Below are 25,075 nucleotides of genomic sequence, written 5' to 3'. Positions count from 1 at the left end.
AAAAGAATACTGTGTAAAAATGAAGTCAAACTTAGGAAGTCAAAAGGCAGGTGACAACCTTGGGCAGAATCGTAGCCGTTACAAACCAAAAAGGCGGGGTGGGAAAGACCACGACATCCGTCAATTTGGGGGCTTGTTTAGCTTATATAGGGAAAAAGGTTTTACTCGTAGATATCGATCCTCAGGGAAACGCCACTAGTGGTGTCGGTGTAGAAAAAGGAGATGTACAGCAGTGCATCTATGATGTGTTAGTAGATGATGTAGATGTAAATGAAACCATCAAACAATCAAAAGTAGAGAATTTATCGATTGTACCTGCAACCATTTCACTGGCAGGAGCAGAAATTGAATTGGTTCCAACCATATCCCGGGAAGTTCGTCTGAAAAAAGCGCTTGAAAAAGTAAAAGGTGAATTTGATTATATTATCATTGACTGTCCTCCATCATTAGGACTCCTGACCATCAATGCGTTAACAGCTTCGGATGCTGTCGTGATACCGGTACAGTGCGAATATTATGCCCTTGAGGGGCTAAGCCAGCTGTTAAGTACGGTCCGTTTAGTGCAGAAGCATCTGAATCATGATCTGATGATTGATGGTGTATTGTTAACAATGCTGGATGCCAGGACCAATCTGGGAATTCAGGTCATTGAAGAAGTGAAAAAATATTTTCAAGACAAAGTGTATCGCACAATTATCCCACGTAACGTTCGTTTAAGTGAAGCACCCAGTCATGGTGAACCGATCATCATCTATGATCCGAAATCCAGGGGGGCAGAAGTTTATTTAGAACTGGCAAAGGAAGTGGTGGCGAATGGCTAAAGGTTTAGGAAAGGGCATCAATGCTCTCTTTAACAATATCCAAACTACTCAAAATGAAGAGTTTGTCCAGGAAGTGAGCCTGAAAGAAATAAGGCCGAATCCTTATCAACCGCGAAAAATCTTTGAGCCACAGGCGATCGAAGAGTTGAAAGAATCGATCCTGGAACATGGTATCCTCCAACCGATCATTGTCCGTAAGTCTATCAAAGGATATGAAATTGTGGTAGGTGAACGCCGCTATCGTGCAGCTACAGCGGCTAAGTTAGATACAGTTCCCGTTGTGGTTCGAGAATTGAACGATCAACAAATGATGGAACTTGCTGTCTTGGAGAACCTTCAGCGTGAGGATCTGACCCCGATCGAAGAAGGGGCTGCCTATCAAATGCTGATGGATAAATTAAAGCTTACACAAGAAGAATTGGCGAAACGATTAGGGAAAAGCAGACCCCATATAGCGAACCATATCCGCTTACTCTCCCTTCCTTCTCCCGTTCAGGAACTTATTACTGAAGGCAAGCTATCAATGGGACATGGACGTGCTCTTCTTGGGTTAAAAAATAAAAAGAATCTATCTATTATTGTGAATCGGATCATGAAAGAATCGTTAAACGTTCGCCAATTAGAAAAAATCATTCAAGAACTAAATGACAATGTTCCACGTGAAACAAAGAAGACCGAGCGGAAAGATGTCTTCATTAAGGAACAGGAATCTCTGCTTCGTGAACGTTTCGGTACGACCGTCACAATTAAACAATCAAAGAAAAAAGGGAAAATCGAACTGGAATTCTTCTCGAAGGAAGATCTCGATCGTATCCTGGAATTATTGCAGTAGGTATAAAGTGAGGGACTGACTTAGGTGGTGTATCACAGACCATTTAAGCCAGTCCTCTTCCATATGGTAAAAAGGAAAATTCTTCGGGAAATAATCATAAGGGGAAACGTCATGGTACTTTTAGGAACACTAGTAAATGGAGTATGTATAATCATCGGAACGCTCCTTGGAAAGATCCTGCACCGCATACCTGAAGACATGAAGGGAACCGTCATGAAAGCGATTGGTCTCGCCGTCATCGTTCTTGGCTTGCAAATGGGGTTGAAAAGTGAAAATTTTCTCATCGTGATCATCAGTCTTGCCCTTGGTGCCGCATGGGGAGAGTGGATGAATCTTGAGGACAGGCTTAACGCTTTGGGGAACTGGTTGGAAAAGAAACTTGGAAGCAAGAAAGAAACCTCCATATCCCAAGGGTTTGTAACAGCCACCCTGATTTTTGTCATTGGGGCAATGGCTGTGATTGGTGCGTTGGATAGTGGTATCAGGGGGGATCATGATGTTCTTTTGACCAAGTCGATCATTGATGGGTTTACTTCCCTGATTCTAACGACGACTCTTGGGATCGGTGTGATGTTTTCAGCCATCCCTGTCGTCCTTTATCAAGGGTTTATCGCCTTATTCGCCACTCAAATCCATCAATGGGTGCCTCAAGAACTGATGGATGCCTACATTGTGGAAATGACTTCAACCGGTGGAATCATGATTTTTGCGATAGGACTCAATCTCCTGGGTGTAACGAAGATACGAGTTGCTAATTTGCTTCCGGGTATCATTGTGGTGGGAATAGTGGTCGGAATCATACACGCATACCAGATGTATTTGTAATCATAAAAGGAGATGACGAAATGCGTCATCTCCCTCTTTTATTGCTGCAATTCTTCCCGCCATTTTTCAATGCTCACGGCATTTCTTCGTTCCACTGAATCACCTGCCAGCACAATCGCTTCAGCAATCGTCTTGGCCATTTTCATCACAAGGTTCAAACGTGTATTTTGTAAAACAAAGAATTCCATAAATCCACTGACATTCACGATTCCAGTCAAATGAATCTCTCCGACCTCGGGTAATTCTTTATTTACTCCTGCACCGGGTTTCAAAGGACCAGTGTTTAATTGAATGGCGCCTACACTCTTTAACCGTCCAAGACAGGCATCCACACCGATGATAAAAGGATTGATATGTTTGGCGGTGATGTGACTGAGCTTTTCTTCAAGGTTCACGGCATGGATCGGATCATCCAGTGTCCCATAGACATGGAAAGGTTTAATATCCTGTTCCTCTATTAATGTACCAACCAATGGCCCCAATGAGTCCCCTGTCGAGCGGTCTGTGCCGATACAGACAAACACGATGGGCCTTGTACGATAATAAGTGGGAAGCATCGACGACAAATGAACGGAAAGATCTTGTGCCGCATGCTCTTCCTGATGAAGGACTCTAAAGGGGTCAGATCTTCGCTCAAATAGTCCTTTTTTTAGATTCATCGCTTCCACTCCTTTGGATGTGATTAGGGGAATGTTGTAGTGAATGACTACGCCGTGTCTTTCCACCAGAATCATAATTTCTAAGTATTATCAGTATACGGACGAATTCTTTTTTTCATACATAATATGGTTGTATTTTTCATAAAATAAAAATTTTCTCAAAGTTATCGGAATATGAGGTTATATCTACACAAGGAGAGGGAAAGTTGATAAAATAAGGAATACTTCTTATTGAATGATAAGTGGAGGTTCGAAATATGAGTGCGAAAGATTCCAAAGAGACTGTTGATGAAACTATTAAGACTATCACAGAAAGTAAAGCAGCCCAAAAACTTATAGATAATGAAATGTGGATTTCCCTAGGAACAGGTGCTATAAAAATTGTAGCGATCATGGTGATTACCTATATCGCTTTAAGGGTGGGAAGGTCAGCGATCCGAAACGTATTTAAGGTACGATCACGTTCTCCCCTTAAATTTACAGAGCGCCGTGAAGCCACCTTATCTAAACTATTAGAAAACGTATTGACCTATGTGATCTATTTCATTAGTTTAATGACCATCTTGTCGACACTTGACATTGATGTGAAAGGACTCATCGCCGGTGCAGGGATCGTCGGTCTTGCCGTCGGTTTCGGTGCACAGAATCTGGTCCGTGATATCATCACCGGTTTCTTTATTATTTTCGAGGATCAATTTTCTGTAGGTGATTATGTGCGAATTGGTTCTGCAGAAGGAACCGTTGAAGAAATCGGATTACGTACGACAAAGATCAAAAGCTGGACCGGGGAATTGCACATCTTCCCCAACGGGAATATTACGGAAGTAACGAATTTCTCCGTCCATAATAGTATCGCTGTCGTGGATGTCAGCATTGCGTACGAAGAAAATATAGAAGAAGCAGAGAAAGTGATGCAGGAGCTTCTCCTCTCTTTACCGCAAAAGTATGAGGACCTTGTGAATCCACCCGAGCTGTTGGGGGTCCAGACTCTTGGAGCATCTGATGTTGTTATCCGTATCGTCGCTGAAACGGTTCCGATGAGACATTGGTATATGGCCAGAATGATACGGAAAGAAGTGAAACTTTGCCTGGATGCGCATGGTATTGAAATTCCATTCCCTCGCATGGTGATGTATTCACGAAAGGATGAAGAAGAGCTTCACCCCCGGGAAGAGAAACAAAGAAGACTTGAAAGCGAATGAGGAGGAATAGGTAGTGGAGCCAAAGACATTCACCTTAAATGATATTGTTGAAATGAAAAAACCTCATCCATGTGGTACGAACCGCTGGAAAGTGATTCGTATGGGGATGGATATTCGCATCAAGTGTGTAGGGTGCGGCCACAGTGTCATGATTCCAAGGAAAGATTTTGCGAAAAAAATGAAAAAAGTCATTTCTAGCGGTGAAGAAGAATAAGTATTCTTTTTTTACCCATAATTCTTTTGACCTAATCCACTCTTACGTTGGAAATAGTGTCACCTGAGAGCATTCAGTCGTTTTTAAATGATTGAGTGCTTTTTTTATGGTGAATGTTCTGCGTGAGCCTGACTTGTCTTTTCCCTCTATTATCTCTATAATTGTGAAAGGTTCGACCGTTTACGTGTTTTTCGATCTTAAAAAGATTTTTTAATAGATAAGAATATAGATGAGGAGTGACCAAAATGGCATTAACAGCTGGTATTGTTGGACTACCTAACGTCGGGAAATCCACTCTATTCAATGCAATTACAAAAGCAGGTGCAGAATCTGCCAACTACCCTTTCTGTACCATTGATCCGAATGTAGGGATCGTAGAGGTTCCAGATCACCGTCTGGATAAATTAACGGAACTTGTAGACCCGAAAAAGACGGTTCCCACTGCCTTCGAATTCACCGATATTGCCGGGATTGTAAAAGGGGCGAGTAAAGGTGAAGGATTAGGGAATAAATTCTTATCCCATATCCGTCAAGTGGATGCGATCTGTCAGGTTGTCCGTTGTTTCGCGGATGATAATATCACGCACGTATCCGGAAAAGTGGATCCGATTGCTGATATCGAAGTCATCAACCTTGAATTGATCCTGGCTGACCTTGAGACGGTTGATAAGCGTATTACAAGAGTTCAGAAAATGGCGAAGCAAAAAGACAAAGAAGCGGTATTCGAGCATGACATCCTTGTGAAAATCAAAGAAACTTTGGAAGCAGAACAGCCAGCTCGTACAGTTGAGTTCTCGGATGAGCAAATGAAGCTTGTAAAACAGCTGCACCTACTGACTTCCAAGCCTGTATTATATGTAGCGAACGTAAGTGAAGACGAGATCGCGGATCCTTCTGATAATGAATATGTTCAGAAAGTACGTGAATTTGCGAAAGATGATAACGCAGAAGTCATCGTGGTCTGCGCAAAGATTGAATCTGAAATCGCCGAACTGGATGATGAAGAAAAGGCGATGTTCCTTCAGGAGTTAGGCATCGAAGAATCAGGCCTTGATCAGTTGATCAGAGCTACCTACTCACTATTGGGACTTGCTACGTACTTCACAGCTGGTGTACAAGAAGTCCGTGCCTGGACGTTCCGTGAAGGGATGAAAGCCCCTCAATGTGCCGGAGTTATCCACACCGACTTCGAAAGAGGATTCATCCGTGCCGAAACCGTCTCCTACGAAGACCTGGTCGCAGCCGGAACAATGGGAGCTGCCCGCGAAGCAGGAAAAGTCCGTCTCGAAGGTAAAGAATACCTAGTAAAAGACGGAGACATCATTCACTTCCGTTTTAATGTGTAAGTTTATCTGATGTTGTGTAGAGAAAATAGTTTCACCTACTGAAAGAATACGTTAGTGCGGGCGATAAGTTTAAACGAGAATGAGGATACTGTCACAGTTATTTTTGGCTTGTATCAGTTCTATTCCGGGTAATAGCTCACGCTTACAGTTGATTGGAACGGAAGGTGCTCGACTCCTGCGGGAAAAGCTGGACAGGTGAGACCCCGCAGGCGCAGCCGAGGAGGCTCACCGCCAGCCCCGCGGAAAGCGAGCACCTGGAGTGGAAATCAACCAGCACTCACTTCTTTATAAGAAACAACGATGACCCTAAAAAAGACTAGAATCCCAATTCTAGTCTTTTTTATACGTCATATTGCAATAATAGAGAACCTATGCTATAATTTTATTTCGTGAGTAATGAACGCATTGCTCCTTGTTCTTTCACAAAGAAAGGACCGCATAGACCACGAGGAGGTGACATTCAGATGAGAAAGTACGAAGTTATGTACATTGTCCGCCCAAACATTGACGATGAGTCAAAGAAAGCAGTAGTTGAGCGTTTCGATAACGTTTTAACAACTAACGGCGCGGAAATCATCGAGTCAAAAGATTGGGGTAAACGTCGTTTAGCGTATGAAATCAACGATTTTCGTGATGGTTTCTATCAACTAGTTAAGATGAGCGCTACTTCTGATGCAGTTAACGAATTCGATCGTTTAGCTAAAATCAGCGATGATATTATCCGTCATATCGTTATTAAAGAAGAAGAATAATCCGTACGTTTTTTAAGATATACACTTCTATCATCTGTTTCATGTGAAACAGTAAACTAGAAGGAAGGGGTTGATTCTGATGATGAACCGAGTTGTATTAGTAGGGCGTTTAACCAAAGACCCTGAATTAAAATATACTCCAAGTGGAGTGGCTGTAGCTTCGTTTACACTGGCTGTTAATCGTAGTTTTACGAATCAATCAGGAGAACGGGAAGCAGATTTTATTAACTGTGTTGTATGGCGTCGCCCTGCAGAGAATGTAGCAAACTTTCTTAAAAAAGGCAGCTTAGCTGGCGTTGACGGTCGTATTCAAACACGTAATTTCGAAGGACAGGATGGACGTCGGGTGTTTATGACGGAAGTTGTAGCTGAAAGCGTTCAGTTCTTAGAACCGCGTAGTGCGAACCAAGGCGATCGTGGAGGAAGTCCGGGCTATTCGGGTGGAGGTCAACGAGACCAAGGAAATCCGTATAGTCAGAATCAGAATCAACAACGCAACAACAATAATAACAATAACTATACACGTGTAGATGAAGATCCATTTGCAAATGACGGTCAGCCGATCGACATTTCCGATGATGATCTGCCATTCTAAACGAACGATAATGAATCTAAACAAGACAGGAGGCGAAACAAATGGCAGGAGGACGTAGAGGTGGACGTAGACGTCGTAAGGTGTGCTACTTCACAGCAAACGGAATTACACATATCGATTTCAAAGATGTTGATCTTCTTAAGAAATTCGTATCTGAACGTGGAAAGATTCTTCCACGTCGTGTAACTGGAACAAACGCTAAGTACCAACGTAAGTTGACTCGTGCGATCAAACGCGCTCGTACAATGGCATTACTTCCATACGTTACTGGTGAATAATATCATCGATTCAAAAGCAGCAGAGACTTGTCTCTGCTGCTTTTTTTGGCTTTTTTCGTAAGTGTTGCTACTTTAAGTTTTATATGTATTTATTTATAAATAGGATGTCAGCATGCAGAAGCACAGAGTGGAGCGAAAAGGAACGGTCCACATTTCCACACTACAATTCATCCAAAAAAAAATCACCTTTGAATTCCCTTTAAGCTATAAAGAATTGCAGGAAACGGTCGATGAATAAGAGTATACATTGATGTTTTTTTGTAGGAAAAGGGGGAATTTCGGTGAAAAAAAACAGAAAGAAAAACAAAAAAGATCATAATAAGGTTTTTCTTTTATCATCGATCAGAATGAAGCTTATTGTCATCATTTCTATTTTATTTATGGTTTCCTTGGCTGTCATCATTTCCATTACCAGCTGGCAGACGAGAATGAAAACTGAGGATGAAGTCATTAGTCAGACTCAAGGGATTGTGGGAGAACTCAATAATTCTGTACAGTTGTTCCTTGGACAGTATGAAAAGAGCATCGATCAATATTCCATATCCAACTCATTGAAAAACTATGCAAAGGCACAAATGCAACCAGAAAAAACAGAGATAGATAATACAGAGCTATTTGCAAATATTCAGTCGGACTTTGATAATTATCTTAGTTTATATGAAGAAGCTACATCGATTTACTTTGCATCACCGAATAAGAAATTAAAGATCGTCCCTTCTGTTACCTTACCAAGCGACTTTGATCCCACAAGCAGGGATTGGTACAAGAATGCTGAAGAAGCAAGGGCAGGCGTTGTATGGAGTGAACCTTATGTAGATACGGCAACAGAGGAGTATATTATTACGGCCTCAAGGGCGATTGTATCTGAAAATAAAGTGGTTGGTGTCCTGGGTGTCGACATCAACCTGTCGAAACTGACGGACCGGGTGTCCAAAATGGAAATCGGTTATAATGGCTATCCGTTCTTAATTGGTCTGGATGGTACAGCTATCGTTCACCCAACTAAACGGGGGGAGGATCTGTCCACATTACCTTTTATCAACAAAATGCTACAATCCAAAAAAGAATCGGACACGATCCGTTATGAACTTGAAGGCGATAAAAAAGTATTGGTATACAGTACGATACCTGAGACGAATTGGAAAGTGGGATCCGCTTATAATATGGAGGATCTCATACAATCGTCGAAAGACATTGAACGCTTACTTCTGATTACCGCTCTCATTACACTCGTCATCATGCTGATATTGGTTGTGATTGTAGCCAATATGATGACAAAACCGATCAAAGAGCTGCAAAGAACAGTAACAAACGTTTCGTCCGGTGATTTATCGATCCAATCGACGATTAACACAAAGGATGAAACAGGACTTCTGGCATCGGATTTAAATAAGATGATCGTGAATATGAAAGATACGATAAAGGTCGTTCAGGCATCGATTTATAATGTGAGGGAATCTGCCGAAGGGTTAAGTGCAGTTTCCGAGGAAACGAATGCGTCAAGTGAAGAAATGGCAAGGGCCGTAACTGAAATCGCCAGCGGGGCATCCCAGTCAGCAGCTGACTCGGATCGTGCCCATCTTCAAACAGAGCAGCTGGGAACAAGGATTGATGGGGTTTATGAAAAATCCAAGGCCATGTCTGAACTGGCTGGTAAAGCGGATGTCATGAACCAATCCGGGTTCAATCAGGTAAAAGAGTTAGAGAGTGCCTACCATTCTTCCAGTGAGTACATCACTTCCATGGAAAACGTCATCTTAAGTCTGGAGGCGAAAGTGAAGACGATTGAATCAGTGATGGGCACGATAACGGAAATTTCGTCTCAAACGAATCTCCTTGCACTTAACGCAAGCATTGAGGCTGCGAGAGCCGGAGAGCACGGCAAAGGTTTCGCTGTTGTAGCGGAAGAAGTTCGCAAGCTGGCAGACCAATCTGTAAGAGCAACGGAAGAGGTAAAACGCACAATCGTCGAAATCCAACAGGGATCTCATCAAGCAGTGGACGAAATGGTAAAAACGAAAGCAACATTCGAGGTACAGAATGATGTGATTCAAAAAACAAATCATGTCTTCGATCAAACCTCGCAATTAATGAAATCCATGCAGCGAGAGATTGAGAATATGTATCAGGAAGTGGGTCAAATCAATCTCGAAAAGGATGAGGTGGTGAACGTAATTCAAATGATGGCCGCCACAGCCGAAGAAACAGCCGCTTCTTGCGAGGAAATGAGTGCTTCGACAGAAGAACAGGTAAAAGCCGTACAGTCCGTTACACAAGCAGCGGAACGACTCACGGACTTAAGCCAGGAGCTTCAAGTATCGATTGAACGGTTCAAAATTTCATAATACACGTTAGAGGGTGGTCCTTAAGACATGCCATTCTTTATCTAAGAGGTATACTCCTTTTTAGAGTGAGTACATACTAGAGTAGATGAAGAGTTACAGCATGTTGAGAGGGGTGCCCTCTTTTTTTGAATTGCTGAATCGATATGAACGATAATCCCGGTATTGATATTCAAAATTTGGCACAAGTTTGCCGAAAAGCACTATCACGGCGGGACTCTATTGGCTTGTCACGTATTACAAGTTCCCATAAGATGAAATCTATCTTCAAAATTGATATGATAGTGCTATTGCATGTAATCTACCGTAAGGAGCGTTTTGAGTGAGGAATCCCCGTGTTTTGACTGAAGGTGCGCTTATGCTCGCCATCTTTACTGTGTTAATGTTATTGAGTTTATATGTTCCGCTTATTGGGACGCTGACATTTTTCGTGTTGCCCCTCCCTCTTATTTTATTCAGTTCCAAGTACTCCTTTTGGAACTCAATTCTGGTATTGATCGGATCCCTTGGGCTGTCTTTCTTATTCGGGGGACTAATCGCACTGCCGGTTGCCTTTATGGTGGCTACGACCGGGATGGTCATTGGCTGGTGTGTGAAGGCTAAGGTGGATAAGATGAGGCTGTTTATGGCAGCGAGTCTAACACTTGTCCTGAATATAGTGATAGGTTACGTTGTTTCTATACTATTCTTAGGTGTTAATATTATTGAAGACAGCCTGAAGGAATCAAAGGCTGCTTATTATTCTTTATTTGAGACACTTGGTCAGGAACCGGATAAGAGGCTGATAGATAGCCTGGAGAGTTCCATTGACCTTGTTCAAACGTTAATGCCTACGTTGTTCGTAGGAATCTCTGTTGTATTGGCTTTGTTATTTATCGTGATCAATTTCCCAATCATGAAGCGTCTGGGAAGGGATGTACCGGTATTCAAGCCATTCAGAGAATGGAGGCTTCCTAAGAGCATTCTTTGGTATTATTTGATTACCCTCGTACTGTCGATGATCCTGCAGCCGGAGAAAGGAACATACATTTATACAGCATTGATCAATGTCCTGTATGTACTGCAGACATTGATGGCGGTTCAAGGACTGTCTTTCCTCTATTTCTTTGCTCATCTGAAAGGATGGTCCAAAGGGATTTTGGTATTAATTACAATCATTTCGATTCCTCTTCTTTATCTCGTGCGAATTTTAGGTATAATTGACTTAGGGTTTGATCTAAGACAACGCCTACAACGCAAGTCATAGAAATTTAAGATCCAGGAGCTGAAATCATGCCATCTTATTTTAATAAGCGAATGATCCGATACCCATTGTACGGTCTAGCTATATTAACAGCTCTATTGTTAGTATCGGTTTCCTTTTACCAATGGATCATTTCGTTAATAGGGTTGATTGTCTTTGGAGTCGTGTATTTTCTCGCATTTTATTTTGAGAGAAGGTCACACGAAGAAACAGAGGAATATATCTCCACGTTATCCTATCGTGTCAAGCGCGTAGGGGAAGAAGCATTAATGGAGATGCCCATTGGGATCATGCTGATCAATGATGAATATTACATAGAATGGACGAATCCTTTTCTTGCCTCTTGTTTCAATGAAGACACAGTCGTTGGAAGGTCCCTTTACGATGTGGCAGAATCACTTGTTCCATTAATCAAACAGGAAGTCGACTCAGAAATCGTGACGATTAATGAAAGAAAGTATCATGTCGTATTGAAGCTCAAAGAAAAACTACTCTACTTCTTTGATGTCACGGAGCAAAAAGAAATAGAAAAGCAATATCATGATGAACGCACGAATATTGGAATCATTTTTCTAGATAACTATGATGAATTGACGCAGGGAATGGATGATCAGACGAGAAGCAGCTTAAACAGCCTCGTAACATCGATCCTGAATAAGTGGGCCAAAGAGTACGGTGTGTTCTTGAAGAGGGTCTCTTCTGAACGATTCATCGCCGTCATAAATGAGAAGATCCTTCAAGTGTTGGAGAAGGAAAAGTTCGGAATCCTTGATGATGTAAGGGATACGACTTCGAAGCAAAATGTTCCCCTCACCTTGAGTATCGGTGTGGGCACAGGGGTCTCTTCCCTTCCTGAATTGGGGACGCTGGCTCAGTCAAGTCTCGATCTCGCATTGGGACGGGGCGGGGATCAGGTGGCGATTAAACAGACCAATGGAAAGGTCAAGTTTTATGGTGGGAAAACCAATCCGATGGAAAAACGTACCCGTGTAAGGGCAAGGGTCATTTCCCATGCTTTGAAGGAAATCATGATCGAAAGTGACAAGGTCATCATCATGGGACACAAGCATCCTGATATGGACGCCATCGGAGCAGCCATTGGAATCAGGAAAGTAGCTCAGATGAATCAGCGTGACGGCTATGTCGTCTTGAATTTTAATGAAATTGACAATGGTGTGAAACGATTGATGAAGGAGATCAAAGCGAATTCTGATCTTCATCCCCGCTTCATCACCCCGGAGGAAGCACTTGAGATGGCAACGGATGATACGGTGCTCGTCATAGTTGACACCCATAAGCCCTCCCTGGTCATTGAAGAAAAGCTATTAAACAAAGTGGACAAAGTCGTTGTCATCGATCATCATCGCCGGGGGGAAGATTTTATCAAAAACCCATTACTTGTCTATATGGAGCCATATGCTTCCTCCACGGCAGAACTTGTGACAGAGCTGCTCGAATACCAGCCGAAGCATGAGAAAATCACGATGCTTGAAGCTACATCTCTTCTGGCAGGGATCATTGTCGATACGAAGAGCTTTACCCTTCGGACGGGCTCCAGGACATTTGATGCCGCTTCGTATTTACGGGCACAAGGGGCTGATACGGTGCTGGTTCAAAAGTTCCTCAAAGAGGATGTCGAAACCTACATCAAGCGTTCCCGGTTAATTGAATCGGTGAAATTCTTCCGTGAAGGAGTCGCAATTGCGAAAGCGGAGGACGATGTCATTTATGATCCTGTTCTCATTGCGCAGGCAGCAGACACCTTATTGACGATGGATGAAGTCATCGCTTCCTTCGTCATTTCGAAGCGGGATCCTGACACAATCGGTATCAGTGCCCGCTCTCTGGGTGACGTAAACGTACAGATCATCATGGAGAACCTGAACGGTGGAGGCCATTTAACCAATGCCGCTACTCAAATCAAGCAGGTATCCGTCCAGGAAGCGGAAGAACAGCTGAAAGAAGCATTAAATGATTATTTTGAAGGGAGAAAAGAGATATGAAAGTCATTTTCTTAAAAGATGTTAAAGGAAAAGGAAAAAAAGGTGAAATAAAAAACGTAGCAGATGGCTATGCACATAACTTTTTATTGAAAAAGGGCTTGGCTGTTGAAGCAACGAACGCAAACATGGGTCAACTTGAAGGCCAAAAGAAGAAAGAAAAGCAAGTCGCTCAAGAAGAACTGGAAGAGGCAAAAAAGTTAAAAGCGACATTAGAAGAAATCACGGTCGAGATGAAAGCGAAGTCGGGTGAAGGCGGCCGATTATTCGGGTCCATCACGAGCAAGCAAATTGCAGACGGTTTAAAAAAGGCTCATGACATCAAAATCGATAAGCGTAAAATCGAAATGAACGACGCTATCCGTGCTCTTGGTTACACGAATGTTCCTGTGAAACTGCATACAGATGTGTCCGCAACGTTAAAGGTGCACGTTACGGAAGAATAGTCTTCCACTGAATATACGAAATTTGGTAACTTTATTTTGAGAAAAACATGTTAAAATGAATATAGCTTGATATAAAATGTGATCTGGATTTTATCCTGATCACATTTTTTCGGTAGAATTACATTTAATTATTATAGATAAAGAAAGTCAGGATCTGTGGGGAACTCCCATCAGATCGTAAGGGAGGCTTGAACATAGATGAATGAAATGTTCCAGGACCGGGTTCCCCCTCAGAATATAGAGGCTGAACAAGCGGTATTAGGGGCTATTTTTCTGGAGCCCAGTGCGTTAACAACCACATCGGAAATATTGATTCCAGAGGATTTCTATCGTCATTCTCATCAAAGAATATACAATGTCATGCTGAATTTGGGAGATGGAGGAAAAGCCGTCGACTTGATTACGGTGACAGAAGAACTGGCCGCAGCGAAAGAGCTTGAAGATATTGGCGGGGTCGCTTATTTGAGTGAACTAGCGGCGTCTGTTCCAACCGCGGCGAATATTGAATACTACGCGAAAATTGTAGAAGAAAAATCATTGCTGCGCAGATTGATCCGAACCGCAACCGATATCGCCTCTGACGGCTATGCCCGGGAAGATGAAGTGGACAGTCTGTTAAGCGAAGCGGAAAAAAATATCATGGAAGTGGCTCAGCGAAAAAATGCCGGAGCTTTCCACAATATTAAGGATGTATTGGTGAGGACCTATGACAACATTGAAACTCTGACGAATCGTAAAGGTGACGTAACGGGGATTTCAACGGGATTCGCCGACCTTGACCATATGACAGCCGGTTTCCAGCGAAACGACTTGATCATTGTCGGAGCCCGACCTTCCATGGGTAAGACAGCCTTTGCCCTGAATATCGCTCAAAACGTCGCGGTTAAAGCGAAAGAAAATGTTGCCATCTTCTCCCTTGAGATGGGGGCAGAACAGCTCGTCATGCGTATGCTGTGTGCAGAGGGAAATATTAATGCACAGAACCTTCGTACCGGGGATTTAACAGATGAAGACTGGAGAAAGTTGACCATGGCCATGGGAAGCCTCTCGAATGCCGGAATCTATATTGATGATACGCCGGGGATCAAAGTGGGAGAAATCCGTTCCAAATGTCGCCGACTTGCTCAGGAGCATGGGCTGGGGATGATTCTCATTGACTACTTGCAGCTGATCCAGGGAAGCGGACGATCAGGAGAAAACCGTCAGCAGGAGGTTTCTGAAATCTCCCGTTCATTGAAAGGTCTTGCCCGTGAACTTCAAGTGCCTGTCATCGCCTTATCCCAGCTTTCCCGTGGAGTGGAGCAGCGACAGGATAAGCGTCCGATGATGTCGGATATCCGTGAATCTGGAAGTATCGAGCAGGATGCGGATATCGTAGCCTTCCTATATCGTGAAGATTACTATGACAAAGAAGCGGAAAATAAAAACATCATCGAAATCATCATTGCCAAGCAGCGTAACGGCCCGGTTGGGAACGTGTCCCTGGCGTTCGTGAAGGAATACAATAAATTCGTGAATCTGGAGCGGCGGTTTGACGACGCTCCGGCTTAATAGAAAAAAATCCAAGCCCACCAGGCTTGGATTTTTTGTTGCTATAGGATTGTCGCATGCTGATGAGCATGAAGCCTTGTAAAGATTCCATTTTCGTTAGAGAGCAATTCTTCATGAGTTCCATCCTCTGCAATTCCGTTTTCAGTGACGACCAGAATGCGGTCTGCTTTGCGTATTGTCGCCAATCGGTGGGCAATGACCAGGGTGGTCCGGTCTTTTGCCAGTTCATTTAACGCCTCTTGAATGATGGCTTCTGTTTCTGTATCCAGAGCGGAAGTGGCTTCATCCAGAATCAAGATTCGTGGATTCTTAAGGAACATGCGGGCAATGGACAAGCGCTGCTTTTGACCTCCTGACAGCTTCAGTCCCCTCTCCCCGATCTGGGTATCGTATCCGTCGGGAAGGGAGGCAATAAGATCTGTCAGGTGAGCTCGTCTCGTCGCTTCCTCGATTTCTTCCATTGTGGCATCAAGCTTCCCATAAGCAATATTTTCCCTGAGTGTTCCGGTGAATAGGAACACATCCTGCTGGACAATCCCGATTTGGGAACGGAGGGATTCCTTCGTCATCTCACGGATATCGATCCCATCAATGGTGATGGCCCCCTTTTCTATATCATAGAAGCGGGGAATCAATGAGCAAATTGTGGTTTTACCTGCACCGGAAGGACCGACAAATGCCACAGTCTGTCCTGATTGAATAGTAAAGGATAAGTCGTTAAGAATAGGACGGTCAGCCTCATATCCAAAGGTCACGTCATCAAAGGCAATGTCTCCTCTTAGGGTGGACACTTCGATGGCGTGGGGACGATTCTCAATATCCGGTTCCATATCCATGAGCTCAGTGAACCGTTTAAAACCTGCCATCCCTTTCGGATACAGCTCAAGGAGGGCGGAAATTTTATCAATTGGCTTGAACAGAACATTAATATAAAGAATGAAAGCAACGAGCTCTCCATAGGAGAGGGCCCCGGAAAAACTTAACCACGCTCCGTATACTAGAATGATCAAGGTCATCAACCGAGTCGTAATGTAGATACCGGATAAATTTACGCTCATCACGTTATAAGCTTTCAGTTTGGACTTACGGAAAAATTGATTATTCTCGTTGAAGCGTTCCAATTCAAAGGATTCGTTCGTGAAGGATTGGACGACTCTCGCCCCTGAAACACTATCTTCAACGCGGCTGTTGACATCGGCTATATTTCCATACATTTTCGTCCATGCCACGTTCATTTTAATATTCGAATACGAAATCAGCCATACAAGGAATGGAACAATGATAATGGCAACCAGGGCAAGCTCCATATTGATTGTGAGCATGATCCAAAATGCACCGATAAACGTCATGATGGCGATGAACAAGTCTTCTGGTCCGTGATGGGCAAGCTCCCCGATGTCCATCAGGTCGTTTGTCACCCGGCTCATGATATGACCCGTTTTTGTATTGTCAAAGAAGCGGAAGGATTGTCTTTGAACGTGCTGAAACAATTCCCGTCTCATATCTGTCTCGATATTAATCCCTAGTTTATGCCCCCAGTAGTTCACCACGAATTGCATACTCGAACTGAGTAAATACAGTACTAGAAGGCCCGCCGAAACAGCCAGGATGGTGCTCCAATTCCCATCAGGCAATAGGGAATCAATGAACCACGATACCGCCAAGGGAAACCCTAACTCTAAAAGGCCAACCAACACCGCACAGGCAAAATCAATATAAAAAAGCTTCCGATGTGGCCGGTAATAACTGAAAAATCGTTTAATCATCAAATCGTCACCTCGTTATTCAATTGTATGTAAAATTCAAAATGCTTACTTTAGATTAGCAAAAGATTCTAAAATGCGCTATATAATCTGACAGAACATAAAATCTTTATCCAAAAAAGGAGAGTAGTCGGTTGATTTCCGCTTGCGAGGAGGCTTGGCCAATCGTCCGCGGAAAGGGAGTAAAACCCCTTACAATCAAAGGATACGTTGGTCGAACAGAGCTAAAATATTCACATTGAATAAAAGCGTTTACTAAAATTTATTTATCAAAAAAATCAACCATCAGCTGTTTTCAGCAGAAAAAAGCATATGTTTACACGAACATAAATATAATTACCTATATAATCGTTCGTGTTTTCATTGACTTTCACTATTAGTGTTGATAAAATGAGTTTGTTTGATAAAAGAGGGAATACTAATTCCCGTCGGAGGTGCTTAATATGTCTTCAGTAGTAGTAGTAGGTACGCAATGGGGAGACGAAGGAAAAGGAAAGATCACTGACTTCCTTTCCGAACATGCAGAAGTAATCGCGCGTTACCAAGGTGGGAACAACGCGGGTCATACGATTAAGTTTGACGGTGAAACATATAAACTACATTTAATTCCATCAGGTATTTTCTATAACGAAAAAACGTCCGTAATCGGGAATGGGATGGTTGTAGATCCCAAAGCTCTTGTGAAAGAGTTGAAGTATCTTCACGATCGTAATGTGAAAACAGACAACCTAAGGATCAGCAACCGTGCACACGTGATTCTTCCTTACCACTTAAAGCTGGATGAAATCGATGAAGAACGTAAAGGTGCCAATAAAATCGGTACAACGAAAAAAGGAATCGGTCCTGCTTATATGGATAAAGCAGCTCGTGTCGGAATCCGTATCGCAGATCTTCTGGATCGTCAATCGTTCGAAGAAAAGCTTGCACGTAATCTTGAAGAGAAGAACCGCTTATTTGAGAAGTTCTATGAAACAGAAGGCTTCAACATTGAAGATATTCTGGATGAGTACTATGAGTATGGTCAACAAATCAAGCACTATGTTGTCGATACATCCGTTGTGTTAAACGATGCCATCGATAACGGTCGCCGCGTTTTATTCGAAGGAGCTCAAGGGGTTATGCTTGATATCGATCAAGGTACATATCCATTTGTTACTTCTTCTAATCCAGTAGCCGGTGGAGTAACGATCGGTTCCGGAGTGGGCCCGACAAAAATCAATCACGTAGTCGGCGTATCTAAGGCATACACAACCCGGGTAGGGGACGGACCTTTCCCAACGGAACTGACAAATGAGATCGGGGACCGAATTCGTGAAGTGGGCCGTGAATATGGTACAACGACTGGACGCCCTCGCCGTGTCGGCTGGTTTGACAGTGTGGTTGTGCGTCATGCTCGCCGTGTCAGCGGGTTAACAGACCTTTCACTGAATTCGATCGACGTCCTGACAGGAATCGAAACATTGAAAATCTGTGTTGCTTACAAGTATAAAGGTGAAGTCATGGACGAGTTCCCGGCTAATCTTAACATTTTAGCTGAATGTGAGCCTGTGTATGAAGAACTTCCAGGCTGGACGGAAGACATAACAGGATGCAAGACACTAACGGATCTTCCTGAAAATGCTCGTCACTATTTAGAGCGCGTATCACAATTGACAGGTATCCCTCTATCCATCTTCTCAGTCGGCCCGGACCGTTCTCAAACCAATGTGGTTCGCAGCGTGTGGAGCCCGAATTAATGATACGAAAAAACTCTTAGCCTAATCGCAGGCTAAGAGTTTTTTTATTGATTCATTTGTTCGAATACCCTGTCATGACATACCACATAGAGTGTATCTTCGGGGTGAAGTTCCCGATTCATGGCGTCGGTGAAATCCATATTATCATTCACCGCGAGAAGAATGGCCCCTTTTTCAAGGAGCTCCTCAGATGCCTGTTTGATGGTTTTCCAGTTTTCTTTGACCCTGAATTCATGAATGTTATTTCCGTATCGTTTACTGAGTAGTTGTCTGAATAAATTCGTCGTTCCGGGGTGGAGGGTCGCTTTTGCCATGAGAAGTGAAACTGAATCATTCGACAAAATAAAGTCCTCGACGGCGATGTGCTGAAATTTAGGAATATGCCGGTCTTCCGATACTTCCACGATCGTATGGACTTCCTTCTGATGCGTTTTTGATAATCCTTCAACGGCCGACGCTATTAACAGCGTTTTACCATCCACCAGAGAAGGATCCTCGATTTTCGAATCGGAAAAGATGGCCACTCGTTTTGCCTCAAAGATATTGGCCTTCAGCAAGACATTTTCATCGGAAGGGTCCCCCTGGATGAAATGCACCTGCTCATGTTCGATCGGTGTGATGGGAAGCATGTCAATGAGGACAATCTCCGCATCGGGCACATGGGCAAGAATCTCTTCAATGGCCCTTTCTGTTTTCTTAGACCAATTGATGTAAATGTAATGATCTTCATATGTATACACTAGTTTTCCCTCCCTTTTGAATTTCTGAAACGTGGTAATGGAATCGACTGTTTTACTGATCAATACCCCGATGATCCCGATTCCAAAGATGAAGAGGAAGATTCCAAGCATCCTGCCTCCCACTGAAACGGGAAAATAATCCCCATATCCTACAGTGGTCAAGGTAGTCATCGTCCACCAGAACCCGTCAAAAAGTGATGGAAAGGTTTCAGGTTCCAAAAAATGACTGCCAAAGGTTCCAAACAGGATGATAATCAGAGATAATAGAAGAATAAAACCGAAGTCCATCTTCGTGATCTGTTTCCACAGCCTTTGGAAAATAATCATACATACCCTCCTTTTTAAAAAATCATAGTTCAATAATACCAATGAACTTCTAGAAAACGAAACCTTTTCCTTATTGGTTCGTATAGTTTAAAGAAAACATAGTGGAAGTCTGGAGGCATAAAATGAAAGAACCGATATTAGAATATCGAGTAAGAAAAGGAAACGATTCTTTTGAAGCGATTTATCATTATCCCGATATTGAGCTAGAACAAATCCTCTCCAGAAGGGAATGTGAGTTCTTTGTAAAGGAAGGAGTCACCTACCGGCAGCTATCTTCTGCCATGGAGGGGAACTTATTCATCATTTATGTTGAAACTTATGAAGAGGAACCACTGAATGATCCTTTGTTCCCTCCAGAACGACTGGTACTGGAGATTCGGGAATTAAATAAGCGGAAAAATAACCCGATTTTAAAAATAGAACACCATGATTATCATCTGGATATTCTAAGTGTCATCGGTTCTGTTTATTATTATATAGATGGTGCTGAGTGGGAACGCGACTCTGCTGAAATCGATGAGGATCGCTATGTGTATATACTTTATGTAAATGCAACGGGATATAAGCTAGAGGAGGAAACAAGATGAATAAAACGAAAAAAATGATGGCGGGAGTGGCCGCCTCCGTCATGGCGATATCTGTCAGTGGCTGCGGGAATCAGGACCTGCCACCGGAACCGACGGATGTAGACTGTGACGACTGGGATTGGGATGATGATAGTGGGACATATTATTGCGATGACAACCATTCACCTCACTTTGGGTACTTTTGGTTCGCTGGCAGGATGTTCAAAAATAAATCCAACCTGAGAAATTTTTCAAAATACAAATCATATTCCAAAAGCTATAAATCCGGAATCGGAAGCGGCTCTAAAGGTGGATTCGGAGGGTAATATGACTGCCTCTCATCGTGAAAATAGAAATGCCTTTTACAAGGACATATCCGCATTTTGGCATAATTTATATGACATGGAGTATGCCTTATTGGATATCCATTTAAAATCCCATGAAACGGTTTTGGCGATTCAAGAAGCATCCAGGCGGGTGTACGCCATCTTTGATAAAACGGCCGATCTGCTTCGGGAATTAGAAGACGATACTCTCCTTGAACTCGGATACCCTGGGGAATCCCTTTCTTATATAAAGTGTAAAACGATTCCTCAAGAATGTATCATCGGGAGATTCGACTTTGTAGTCTCAGAAGGAGAAATAAAACTATTAGAATTTAATAGTGATACCCCCACATTCATAAAAGAACTTTATCACGTGAATGAAAAGGTTTGTCGATACTTTGATTGTCCCAATCCGAATGAAGGAATGGAAAAGATATTAGCCAAAGAATTGAAAAGGGGTCTCCTATCTTCCTGGAAGTCCCTCCAAAGAGAAGGAGAAGCGAAGATCGTCTTCACTTCTCATGCTGATAACGAAGAAGATTACCTGACGACGAAGTATATTCAGGAGCTTTCCGGGGTTCCTTCCGAATATGTTAGTCTCGATCAGCTGCAAATACGGGAAAATGGACTTTATACTCCGAATGGAGAGCGAATTGATGTATTATACCGGCAAACTTATCCCGTTGAGCATCTCGTGGATGATAAGGATCCGTTGACCGAAGAAAAAGTCGGGCAGGAACTCATGCAGATGGTATTGGAGAAAAAGCTGGCAATCCTGAATCCACCGTCCGCATTTTTACTCCAATCAAAAGGAGTTCAGGCCCTCATATGGGGGCTGCATGAAGAGGGGAGTCCCTTTTTCACTGAAGAAGAACACGAGTGGATCGAACGATACTTCCTTCCCACCTACCTGGAACCTGAACATTTCGAGGAAAACGGAATGACCTATGTCCAGAAACCTGCATTCGGCCGTGAAGGGGATACGGTCAAAATCATGGAAGCAACAGGAAAAGTCCTGTTAGAAGATAAGAATAAAACGTATAAACAGTCCCTTCCTGTATATCAGCAGTTCATCCCCCTCCCTGTCTCAGTGATCACTACGGATGAAGGGGAAAAGGAAGCAAGCCTTATGGTCGGAAGCTTCATTATTAACGGCAATCCCGGCGCCGTCGGTTTACGAGCCGGAAATGCCATCACCGATAACGAATCATACTTTCTGCCTGTAGGAATACAGGAGAAATAAAAAGGAGAGAAACATATGCAAATCATAACTAGTGAAGCCCTACTCAGCTTTCTGGCCCACGTCGGAACAGGCCTTGGACTCATGATCCTCGGAATTACCGTCTTCGCCTTCACCACAAAATTCTCAGAAGCGACCCTGATCAGGGAAGGTAACATTGCTGTAGCCCTAAAGCTATGGGGAAAAGCGATCGGACTCGCCATTGTCATTTACACGGTCTGGGCGAACAGCCTTAACCTGCTGGACGCTTTCATCTGGGGGCTGATCGGAATCGCCACCCAAGTCATCGCCTATTGGATCATCGAGTACGTCCTGACGCCCCGTACCAACCTAGCAAAGAAAGTGGAAGAAGGGAACATCGCCATCGGATTCAGCCTATTCTCCGCTGCGATCGTCGTCGGGTTGATTGTGGCGGCTAGTTTGACTTATTGATATTGTTTGAAATGAAGATCTGCCGTCGGAGCGGTTAGTGGCTCTGGTGGTGGGTCTTTTATTTTGGGGGTTATTGGGTACTTTCCTCATTGCAATATAAAATCGAAATCAGCATTTTAAGGCACTCGAGCATTATCATCTTCTTTTCGGAGAGAAAAATCACCGGGCAACAACTAAAAGATTTTTTAATGATTTCTTCACCTGCCCTTGCAACTAGAATAGTTTATTCCGTTTTTGTAGAATTTCGTGGTAAAAGAAAGGGTGGAGTCAACACATTATCATTTAAGCAAAAGTAGCTTAGAGAGAATACTCTAAATGGGAGTTCGTCCAAAAATCATTCCCCAAGAAATAATTTTCGACAAAAAAACAAAAAAACTGTTGCTCTCGACATTCATACTATGATAATATTAATTTCGTTGTCACGAAAGAGGGCTTTGATCAAGCTTTCGATTCGTGTTTATATATACTTAGAGAGCCATTAGCTCAGTTGGTAGAGCATCTGACTTTTAATCAGAGGGTCGAAGGTTCGAATCCTTCATGGCTCACCATTTTTATGGCCCATTGGTCAAGCGGTTAAGACACCGCCCTTTCACGGCGGTAACACGGGTTCGAATCCCGTATGGGTCATTTTTATTTCCTTGTTGATAGATTGCTGGTTTGCCAGACATTCTCATTCGGAAATAGAATATATTTGAAACCTATTTTGCTAACGCAAAAATTTTTGGTCCGGTAGTTCAGTTGGTTAGAATGCCTGCCTGTCACGCAGGAGGTCGCGGGTTCGAGTCCCGTCCGGACCGCCATTTTCTTTTCTCATACATATTTAGCATCTTGATTCATCTTCCTGAGAACTGGATGATGGACAACAAGCTTCTATTTTTGAGATGTATCCTACATACGGCTCAGTAGCTCAGTTGGTAGAGCAATGGACTGAAAATCCATGTGTCGGCGGTTCGATTCCGTCCTGAGCCATCTTACAAAAAGTACTGCGATGACTTTGACTCTCGTAGTACTTTTTTATTATGAGTTTTGTAACACTTATGTAACATAAAATCCCGAAAATCCTCTAATTTCTTCCATCCATATTTCAGTCGCCTCCCTATCTTTAGACCCATGTAATTCCCATCACAACAGGGATCATCCATTGATAGCCCTGAAAATATATTCAGATAAATTATACAGTTATATTACAATCAGGATTCTGCGTCCCGGTTTTCGTCGAATTATGGTAAATTAGTAAAGTACGAATTTTATAGAATTTGACTAAATCAGGCTTAATGAACGACCGTTAACTGGGATTTTTGCTTTAGTTTATAGGAGGCAAGTCAATGAGTTTTGTAGAGAAGTTATCACCCATCATTGAAAAATACAAAAAACTTAATATTCGACATAAATCAACTCAATTAGTGAAGAGAGTAGGAATTACTACCCTCGCTCTTACCACTTTAACTTTTTCTTCTGCAGCAGCTACCGGGTCCGAGGAAGATTTACAAACCATCTATCATGTTTACATGGGTAGTGAGTATGTAGGGGCCGTTACTAGTCAGGAAGAAGTAAAGGCTGTTTTAGATGAAAATCTTGAGAAAGTACAGAAAGAGTACAGTGATTACCAGGTTGATTTCGAACAAGACGTAACGTACATACCTGAAAATGTTTTTACAGCTGCAAAGACAAATAACCAACAGGTGATTGAACAATTAAATCAATCCGTATCAATCGAAGCAAATGCGTTTGCTCTCGTTGTGAACAATAAACCGGTTGCTTATGTAGCAGATGAAAAGGCTGCTGAAGAAGCATTGAAAGCCTTTAAGCTTAACTATGTCAAAGAAGAAGAGCTGGCTGATCTAGAAGCTAGGGAAAAGGATTCTTCAACCACTTCTTTACCCGCTTTAAAAGAAAATGAAACGCGTTTATTAGAAGTTTCATTTAAAGAAGATGTTGATGTGAAAAAAGTCCAGGTAAAGCCTGAAGAACTGATGTCTCCTCAAAAAGCTGCCGATTTTCTTGAAAAAGGTGCGTTAGAAGAGAAGAAATACAAGGTTCAAAAAGGTGATGCGTTAAGCACAATTGCAGAAGATCATTCGTTAACGACAGGGAAGTTACTGAAGTTAAACGATGACTTAAATGCAGACGATGCGTTAAAAGTAGGATCAGAGCTAAACGTGACGGTTTATGAGCCGCTTGTTCATGTTCTAGTTAAGAAAGAAGCCAATAAAATTGAAAAGATCGCTTATGAAAAGGAAGTAGAAGAAGACTCTTCAATGAATAAAGGCGATACGAAAGTGAAGCAAGAAGGTCAGGATGGTGAGAAATCCGTTACCTTTGAAACGACAGAGGTAAATGGTTCTCAAATCGAGAAAAATGTAAAAGAAGAAAAGAAACTGAAAGATCCAGTGACATATATCGTTATAAAAGGGACAAAGGCTACTCCATCAAGAGGGTCGGGAAGTTTTGCATGGCCGACGAATGGCGGGTACATTTCCTCGAAGCAAGGACCGAGATGGGGGAAAATGCATAAAGGAATCGATATTGCCCGTCCAAGTGACCGTACGATCAAATCGGTGGATAACGGAAGAGTCGTTTCTGCAGGCTGGGACGATGGCGGTTATGGAAATAAAGTCGTCATTGATCATGGAAATGGATATAAGACCATCTATGCTCACCTGGATTCGATCTCCGTTTCTGCAGGTCAAACGGTTGAAAGAGGCCAAAAACTTGGTATCATGGGAGAGACCGGCGAAGCAACCGGCGTTCACCTTCATATCGAAGTATACAAGAATGGATCAATGATTAATCCATTGGATGTACTTTAATTCTATAGAGACAATAAAGCAAGGGACTG

General features: G+C 42.8%; 24 protein-coding genes and 4 tRNA genes. 25 read left to right on the top strand and 3 right to left on the bottom strand.

Going from position 1 to position 25,075, the window contains the following annotated elements:
• Positions 1–59 precede the first annotated feature (59 nt).
• The 3 genes from BAA9072_RS18585 to BAA9072_RS18575 all read left to right on the top strand — a co-directional run bounded on the left by BAA9072_RS18585 (position 60) and on the right by BAA9072_RS18575 (position 2,478).
• Positions 60–821, top strand: a complete 762-nt coding sequence (locus BAA9072_RS18585) for a ParA family protein (RefSeq protein WP_201716180.1) — start codon at positions 60–62, stop codon at positions 819–821.
• Entirely contained in the window at positions 814–1,653 is an 840-nt protein-coding gene (locus tag BAA9072_RS18580) for a ParB/RepB/Spo0J family partition protein (RefSeq protein ID WP_201716179.1), read from the top strand. Before BAA9072_RS18585 ends, BAA9072_RS18580 begins: the two co-directional genes overlap by 8 nt.
• A 111-nt stretch (positions 1,654–1,764) precedes the next feature.
• Complete coding sequence (locus BAA9072_RS18575; RefSeq protein ID WP_201716178.1) at positions 1,765–2,478, top strand: DUF554 domain-containing protein; 714 nt, start codon at positions 1,765–1,767, stop codon at positions 2,476–2,478.
• 38 nt (positions 2,479–2,516) lie between these two features.
• Here BAA9072_RS18575 and yyaC read toward each other — a convergent pair whose 3' ends face one another.
• Positions 2,517–3,137, bottom strand: coding sequence for a spore protease YyaC (yyaC, locus tag BAA9072_RS18570; protein ID WP_201716177.1), 621 nt, complete (start codon positions 3,135–3,137; stop codon positions 2,517–2,519).
• Positions 3,138–3,394: 257 nt separating this feature from the next.
• On the opposite strand from yyaC, the gene BAA9072_RS18565 reads away from it, so the two are divergent.
• The 12 genes from BAA9072_RS18565 to dnaB all read left to right on the top strand — a co-directional run bounded on the left by BAA9072_RS18565 (position 3,395) and on the right by dnaB (position 15,106).
• The gene (locus BAA9072_RS18565; protein ID WP_201716176.1) at positions 3,395–4,339 is read left to right on the top strand and encodes a mechanosensitive ion channel family protein; all 945 of its coding nucleotides are present in this window, start codon (positions 3,395–3,397) and stop codon (positions 4,337–4,339) included.
• Between the two features lie 13 nt (positions 4,340–4,352).
• On the top strand, positions 4,353–4,553 hold the full coding sequence (locus tag BAA9072_RS18560) for a DUF951 domain-containing protein (protein WP_034764770.1): 201 nt from the start codon (positions 4,353–4,355) through the stop codon (positions 4,551–4,553).
• A gap of 245 nt (positions 4,554–4,798) precedes the next feature.
• Positions 4,799–5,899, top strand: a complete 1,101-nt coding sequence (ychF, locus tag BAA9072_RS18555) for a redox-regulated ATPase YchF (RefSeq protein WP_201716175.1) — start codon at positions 4,799–4,801, stop codon at positions 5,897–5,899.
• 464 nt (positions 5,900–6,363) lie between these two features.
• Positions 6,364–6,651, top strand: coding sequence for a 30S ribosomal protein S6 (gene rpsF, locus BAA9072_RS18550; protein ID WP_201716174.1), 288 nt, complete (start codon positions 6,364–6,366; stop codon positions 6,649–6,651).
• Positions 6,652–6,730: 79 nt separating this feature from the next.
• Complete coding sequence (gene ssb, locus BAA9072_RS18545; protein WP_034764778.1) at positions 6,731–7,246, top strand: single-stranded DNA-binding protein; 516 nt, start codon at positions 6,731–6,733, stop codon at positions 7,244–7,246.
• A 41-nt stretch (positions 7,247–7,287) separates the two neighbouring features.
• Positions 7,288–7,524: a 30S ribosomal protein S18 gene (gene rpsR, locus BAA9072_RS18540; RefSeq protein WP_034764780.1), complete on the top strand. Its 237-nt coding sequence runs from the start codon at positions 7,288–7,290 to the stop codon at positions 7,522–7,524.
• Positions 7,525–7,636: 112 nt separating this feature from the next.
• On the top strand, positions 7,637–7,762 hold the full coding sequence (locus tag BAA9072_RS24555; protein ID WP_269139969.1) for a hypothetical protein: 126 nt from the start codon (positions 7,637–7,639) through the stop codon (positions 7,760–7,762).
• A 43-nt stretch (positions 7,763–7,805) separates the two neighbouring features.
• A complete protein-coding gene (locus tag BAA9072_RS18535) occupies positions 7,806–9,869 on the top strand; it encodes a methyl-accepting chemotaxis protein (RefSeq protein WP_201716173.1) in 2,064 nt (687 codons plus the stop codon).
• Positions 9,870–10,188: 319 nt separating this feature from the next.
• Positions 10,189–11,112: a YybS family protein gene (locus BAA9072_RS18530; protein ID WP_201716172.1), complete on the top strand. Its 924-nt coding sequence runs from the start codon at positions 10,189–10,191 to the stop codon at positions 11,110–11,112.
• Positions 11,113–11,138: 26 nt separating this feature from the next.
• A complete protein-coding gene (locus tag BAA9072_RS18525) occupies positions 11,139–13,112 on the top strand; it encodes a DHH family phosphoesterase (RefSeq protein ID WP_201716171.1) in 1,974 nt (657 codons plus the stop codon).
• Positions 13,109–13,555: a 50S ribosomal protein L9 gene (rplI, locus tag BAA9072_RS18520; protein WP_201716170.1), complete on the top strand. Its 447-nt coding sequence runs from the start codon at positions 13,109–13,111 to the stop codon at positions 13,553–13,555. Before BAA9072_RS18525 ends, rplI begins: the two co-directional genes overlap by 4 nt.
• Positions 13,556–13,753: 198 nt before the next feature.
• The gene (gene dnaB, locus BAA9072_RS18515; protein WP_201716169.1) at positions 13,754–15,106 is read left to right on the top strand and encodes a replicative DNA helicase; all 1,353 of its coding nucleotides are present in this window, start codon (positions 13,754–13,756) and stop codon (positions 15,104–15,106) included.
• A 41-nt stretch (positions 15,107–15,147) separates the two neighbouring features.
• On the opposite strand, the gene BAA9072_RS18510 is transcribed toward dnaB, so the two are convergent.
• Positions 15,148–16,872: an ABC transporter ATP-binding protein gene (locus tag BAA9072_RS18510; RefSeq protein ID WP_201716168.1), complete on the bottom strand. Its 1,725-nt coding sequence runs from the start codon at positions 16,870–16,872 to the stop codon at positions 15,148–15,150.
• 440 nt (positions 16,873–17,312) lie between these two features.
• Between BAA9072_RS18510 and BAA9072_RS18505 the strand changes: the two genes are divergently transcribed.
• Positions 17,313–18,605 (top strand): adenylosuccinate synthase, encoded by a 1,293-nt coding sequence (locus BAA9072_RS18505; protein ID WP_201716167.1) that lies wholly within the window; start codon positions 17,313–17,315, stop codon positions 18,603–18,605.
• A gap of 44 nt (positions 18,606–18,649) precedes the next feature.
• Here the strand turns inward: BAA9072_RS18505 and BAA9072_RS18500 are convergent, their stop codons facing one another.
• Entirely contained in the window at positions 18,650–19,672 is a 1,023-nt protein-coding gene (locus BAA9072_RS18500) for a potassium channel family protein (RefSeq protein ID WP_201716166.1), read from the bottom strand.
• A 122-nt stretch (positions 19,673–19,794) separates the two neighbouring features.
• On the opposite strand from BAA9072_RS18500, the gene BAA9072_RS18495 reads away from it, so the two are divergent.
• From BAA9072_RS18495 to BAA9072_RS18455, 9 genes are all read left to right on the top strand, one after another.
• Positions 19,795–20,259 (top strand): hypothetical protein, encoded by a 465-nt coding sequence (locus tag BAA9072_RS18495; protein WP_201716165.1) that lies wholly within the window; start codon positions 19,795–19,797, stop codon positions 20,257–20,259.
• The gene (locus BAA9072_RS18490; protein WP_201716164.1) at positions 20,256–20,564 is read left to right on the top strand and encodes a hypothetical protein; all 309 of its coding nucleotides are present in this window, start codon (positions 20,256–20,258) and stop codon (positions 20,562–20,564) included. The genes BAA9072_RS18495 and BAA9072_RS18490 overlap by 4 nt, the downstream gene beginning before the upstream one ends.
• Before the next feature lies 1 nt (position 20,565).
• A complete protein-coding gene (locus BAA9072_RS18485; RefSeq protein WP_201716163.1) occupies positions 20,566–21,807 on the top strand; it encodes a glutathionylspermidine synthase family protein in 1,242 nt (413 codons plus the stop codon).
• 15 nt (positions 21,808–21,822) lie between these two features.
• Positions 21,823–22,236 carry a DUF350 domain-containing protein gene (locus BAA9072_RS18480; RefSeq protein WP_201716162.1) on the top strand — a complete coding sequence of 138 codons (414 nt, stop codon included), beginning with the start codon at positions 21,823–21,825 and terminating at the stop codon, positions 22,234–22,236.
• 472 nt (positions 22,237–22,708) lie between these two features.
• Positions 22,709–22,784, top strand: a tRNA-Lys gene (locus BAA9072_RS18475).
• Between the two features lie 7 nt (positions 22,785–22,791).
• Positions 22,792–22,863 (top strand) — tRNA-Glu (locus tag BAA9072_RS18470).
• Between the two features lie 96 nt (positions 22,864–22,959).
• Positions 22,960–23,036: transfer RNA gene (locus BAA9072_RS18465), tRNA-Asp, on the top strand.
• Between the two features lie 96 nt (positions 23,037–23,132).
• A tRNA-Phe gene (locus tag BAA9072_RS18460) sits at positions 23,133–23,205 on the top strand.
• Positions 23,206–23,561: 356 nt separating this feature from the next.
• Entirely contained in the window at positions 23,562–25,046 is a 1,485-nt protein-coding gene (locus tag BAA9072_RS18455) for a M23 family metallopeptidase (RefSeq protein WP_201716161.1), read from the top strand.
• Positions 25,047–25,075: the final 29 nt, after the last annotated feature.

This window comes from Rossellomorea arthrocnemi (assembly GCF_904424705.1).
Lineage (GTDB): Bacteria > Bacillota > Bacilli > Bacillales > Bacillaceae_B > Rossellomorea > Rossellomorea arthrocnemi.
The sequence above is the reverse complement of the archived record's forward strand: the minus strand, read 5'-3'. Positions and strand labels throughout refer to the sequence as shown.

Coding starts and splice junctions, on each gene's coding strand:
- BAA9072_RS18580 (WP_201716179.1), top strand. CDS start 814: ATGGCTAAAGGTTTAGGAAAGGGCATCAATGCTCTCTTTAACAATATC.
- rpsR (WP_034764780.1), top strand. CDS start 7,288: ATGGCAGGAGGACGTAGAGGTGGACGTAGACGTCGTAAGGTGTGCTAC.
- BAA9072_RS18525 (WP_201716171.1), top strand. CDS start 11,139: ATGCCATCTTATTTTAATAAGCGAATGATCCGATACCCATTGTACGGT.
- BAA9072_RS18575 (WP_201716178.1), top strand. CDS start 1,765: ATGGTACTTTTAGGAACACTAGTAAATGGAGTATGTATAATCATCGGA.
- BAA9072_RS18480 (WP_201716162.1), top strand. CDS start 21,823: ATGCAAATCATAACTAGTGAAGCCCTACTCAGCTTTCTGGCCCACGTC.
- BAA9072_RS18485 (WP_201716163.1), top strand. CDS start 20,566: ATGACTGCCTCTCATCGTGAAAATAGAAATGCCTTTTACAAGGACATA.
- ychF (WP_201716175.1), top strand. CDS start 4,799: ATGGCATTAACAGCTGGTATTGTTGGACTACCTAACGTCGGGAAATCC.
- BAA9072_RS18510 (WP_201716168.1), bottom strand. CDS start 16,872: ATGATTAAACGATTTTTCAGTTATTACCGGCCACATCGGAAGCTTTTT.
- rplI (WP_201716170.1), top strand. CDS start 13,109: ATGAAAGTCATTTTCTTAAAAGATGTTAAAGGAAAAGGAAAAAAAGGT.
- yyaC (WP_201716177.1), bottom strand. CDS start 3,137: ATGAATCTAAAAAAAGGACTATTTGAGCGAAGATCTGACCCCTTTAGA.
- BAA9072_RS18495 (WP_201716165.1), top strand. CDS start 19,795: ATGAAAGAACCGATATTAGAATATCGAGTAAGAAAAGGAAACGATTCT.
- BAA9072_RS18455 (WP_201716161.1), top strand. CDS start 23,562: ATGAGTTTTGTAGAGAAGTTATCACCCATCATTGAAAAATACAAAAAA.
- ssb (WP_034764778.1), top strand. CDS start 6,731: ATGATGAACCGAGTTGTATTAGTAGGGCGTTTAACCAAAGACCCTGAA.
- rpsF (WP_201716174.1), top strand. CDS start 6,364: ATGAGAAAGTACGAAGTTATGTACATTGTCCGCCCAAACATTGACGAT.
- BAA9072_RS18490 (WP_201716164.1), top strand. CDS start 20,256: ATGAATAAAACGAAAAAAATGATGGCGGGAGTGGCCGCCTCCGTCATG.
- BAA9072_RS18565 (WP_201716176.1), top strand. CDS start 3,395: ATGAGTGCGAAAGATTCCAAAGAGACTGTTGATGAAACTATTAAGACT.
- dnaB (WP_201716169.1), top strand. CDS start 13,754: ATGAATGAAATGTTCCAGGACCGGGTTCCCCCTCAGAATATAGAGGCT.
- BAA9072_RS24555 (WP_269139969.1), top strand. CDS start 7,637: ATGCAGAAGCACAGAGTGGAGCGAAAAGGAACGGTCCACATTTCCACA.
- BAA9072_RS18500 (WP_201716166.1), bottom strand. CDS start 19,672: ATGATTATTTTCCAAAGGCTGTGGAAACAGATCACGAAGATGGACTTC.
- BAA9072_RS18505 (WP_201716167.1), top strand. CDS start 17,313: ATGTCTTCAGTAGTAGTAGTAGGTACGCAATGGGGAGACGAAGGAAAA.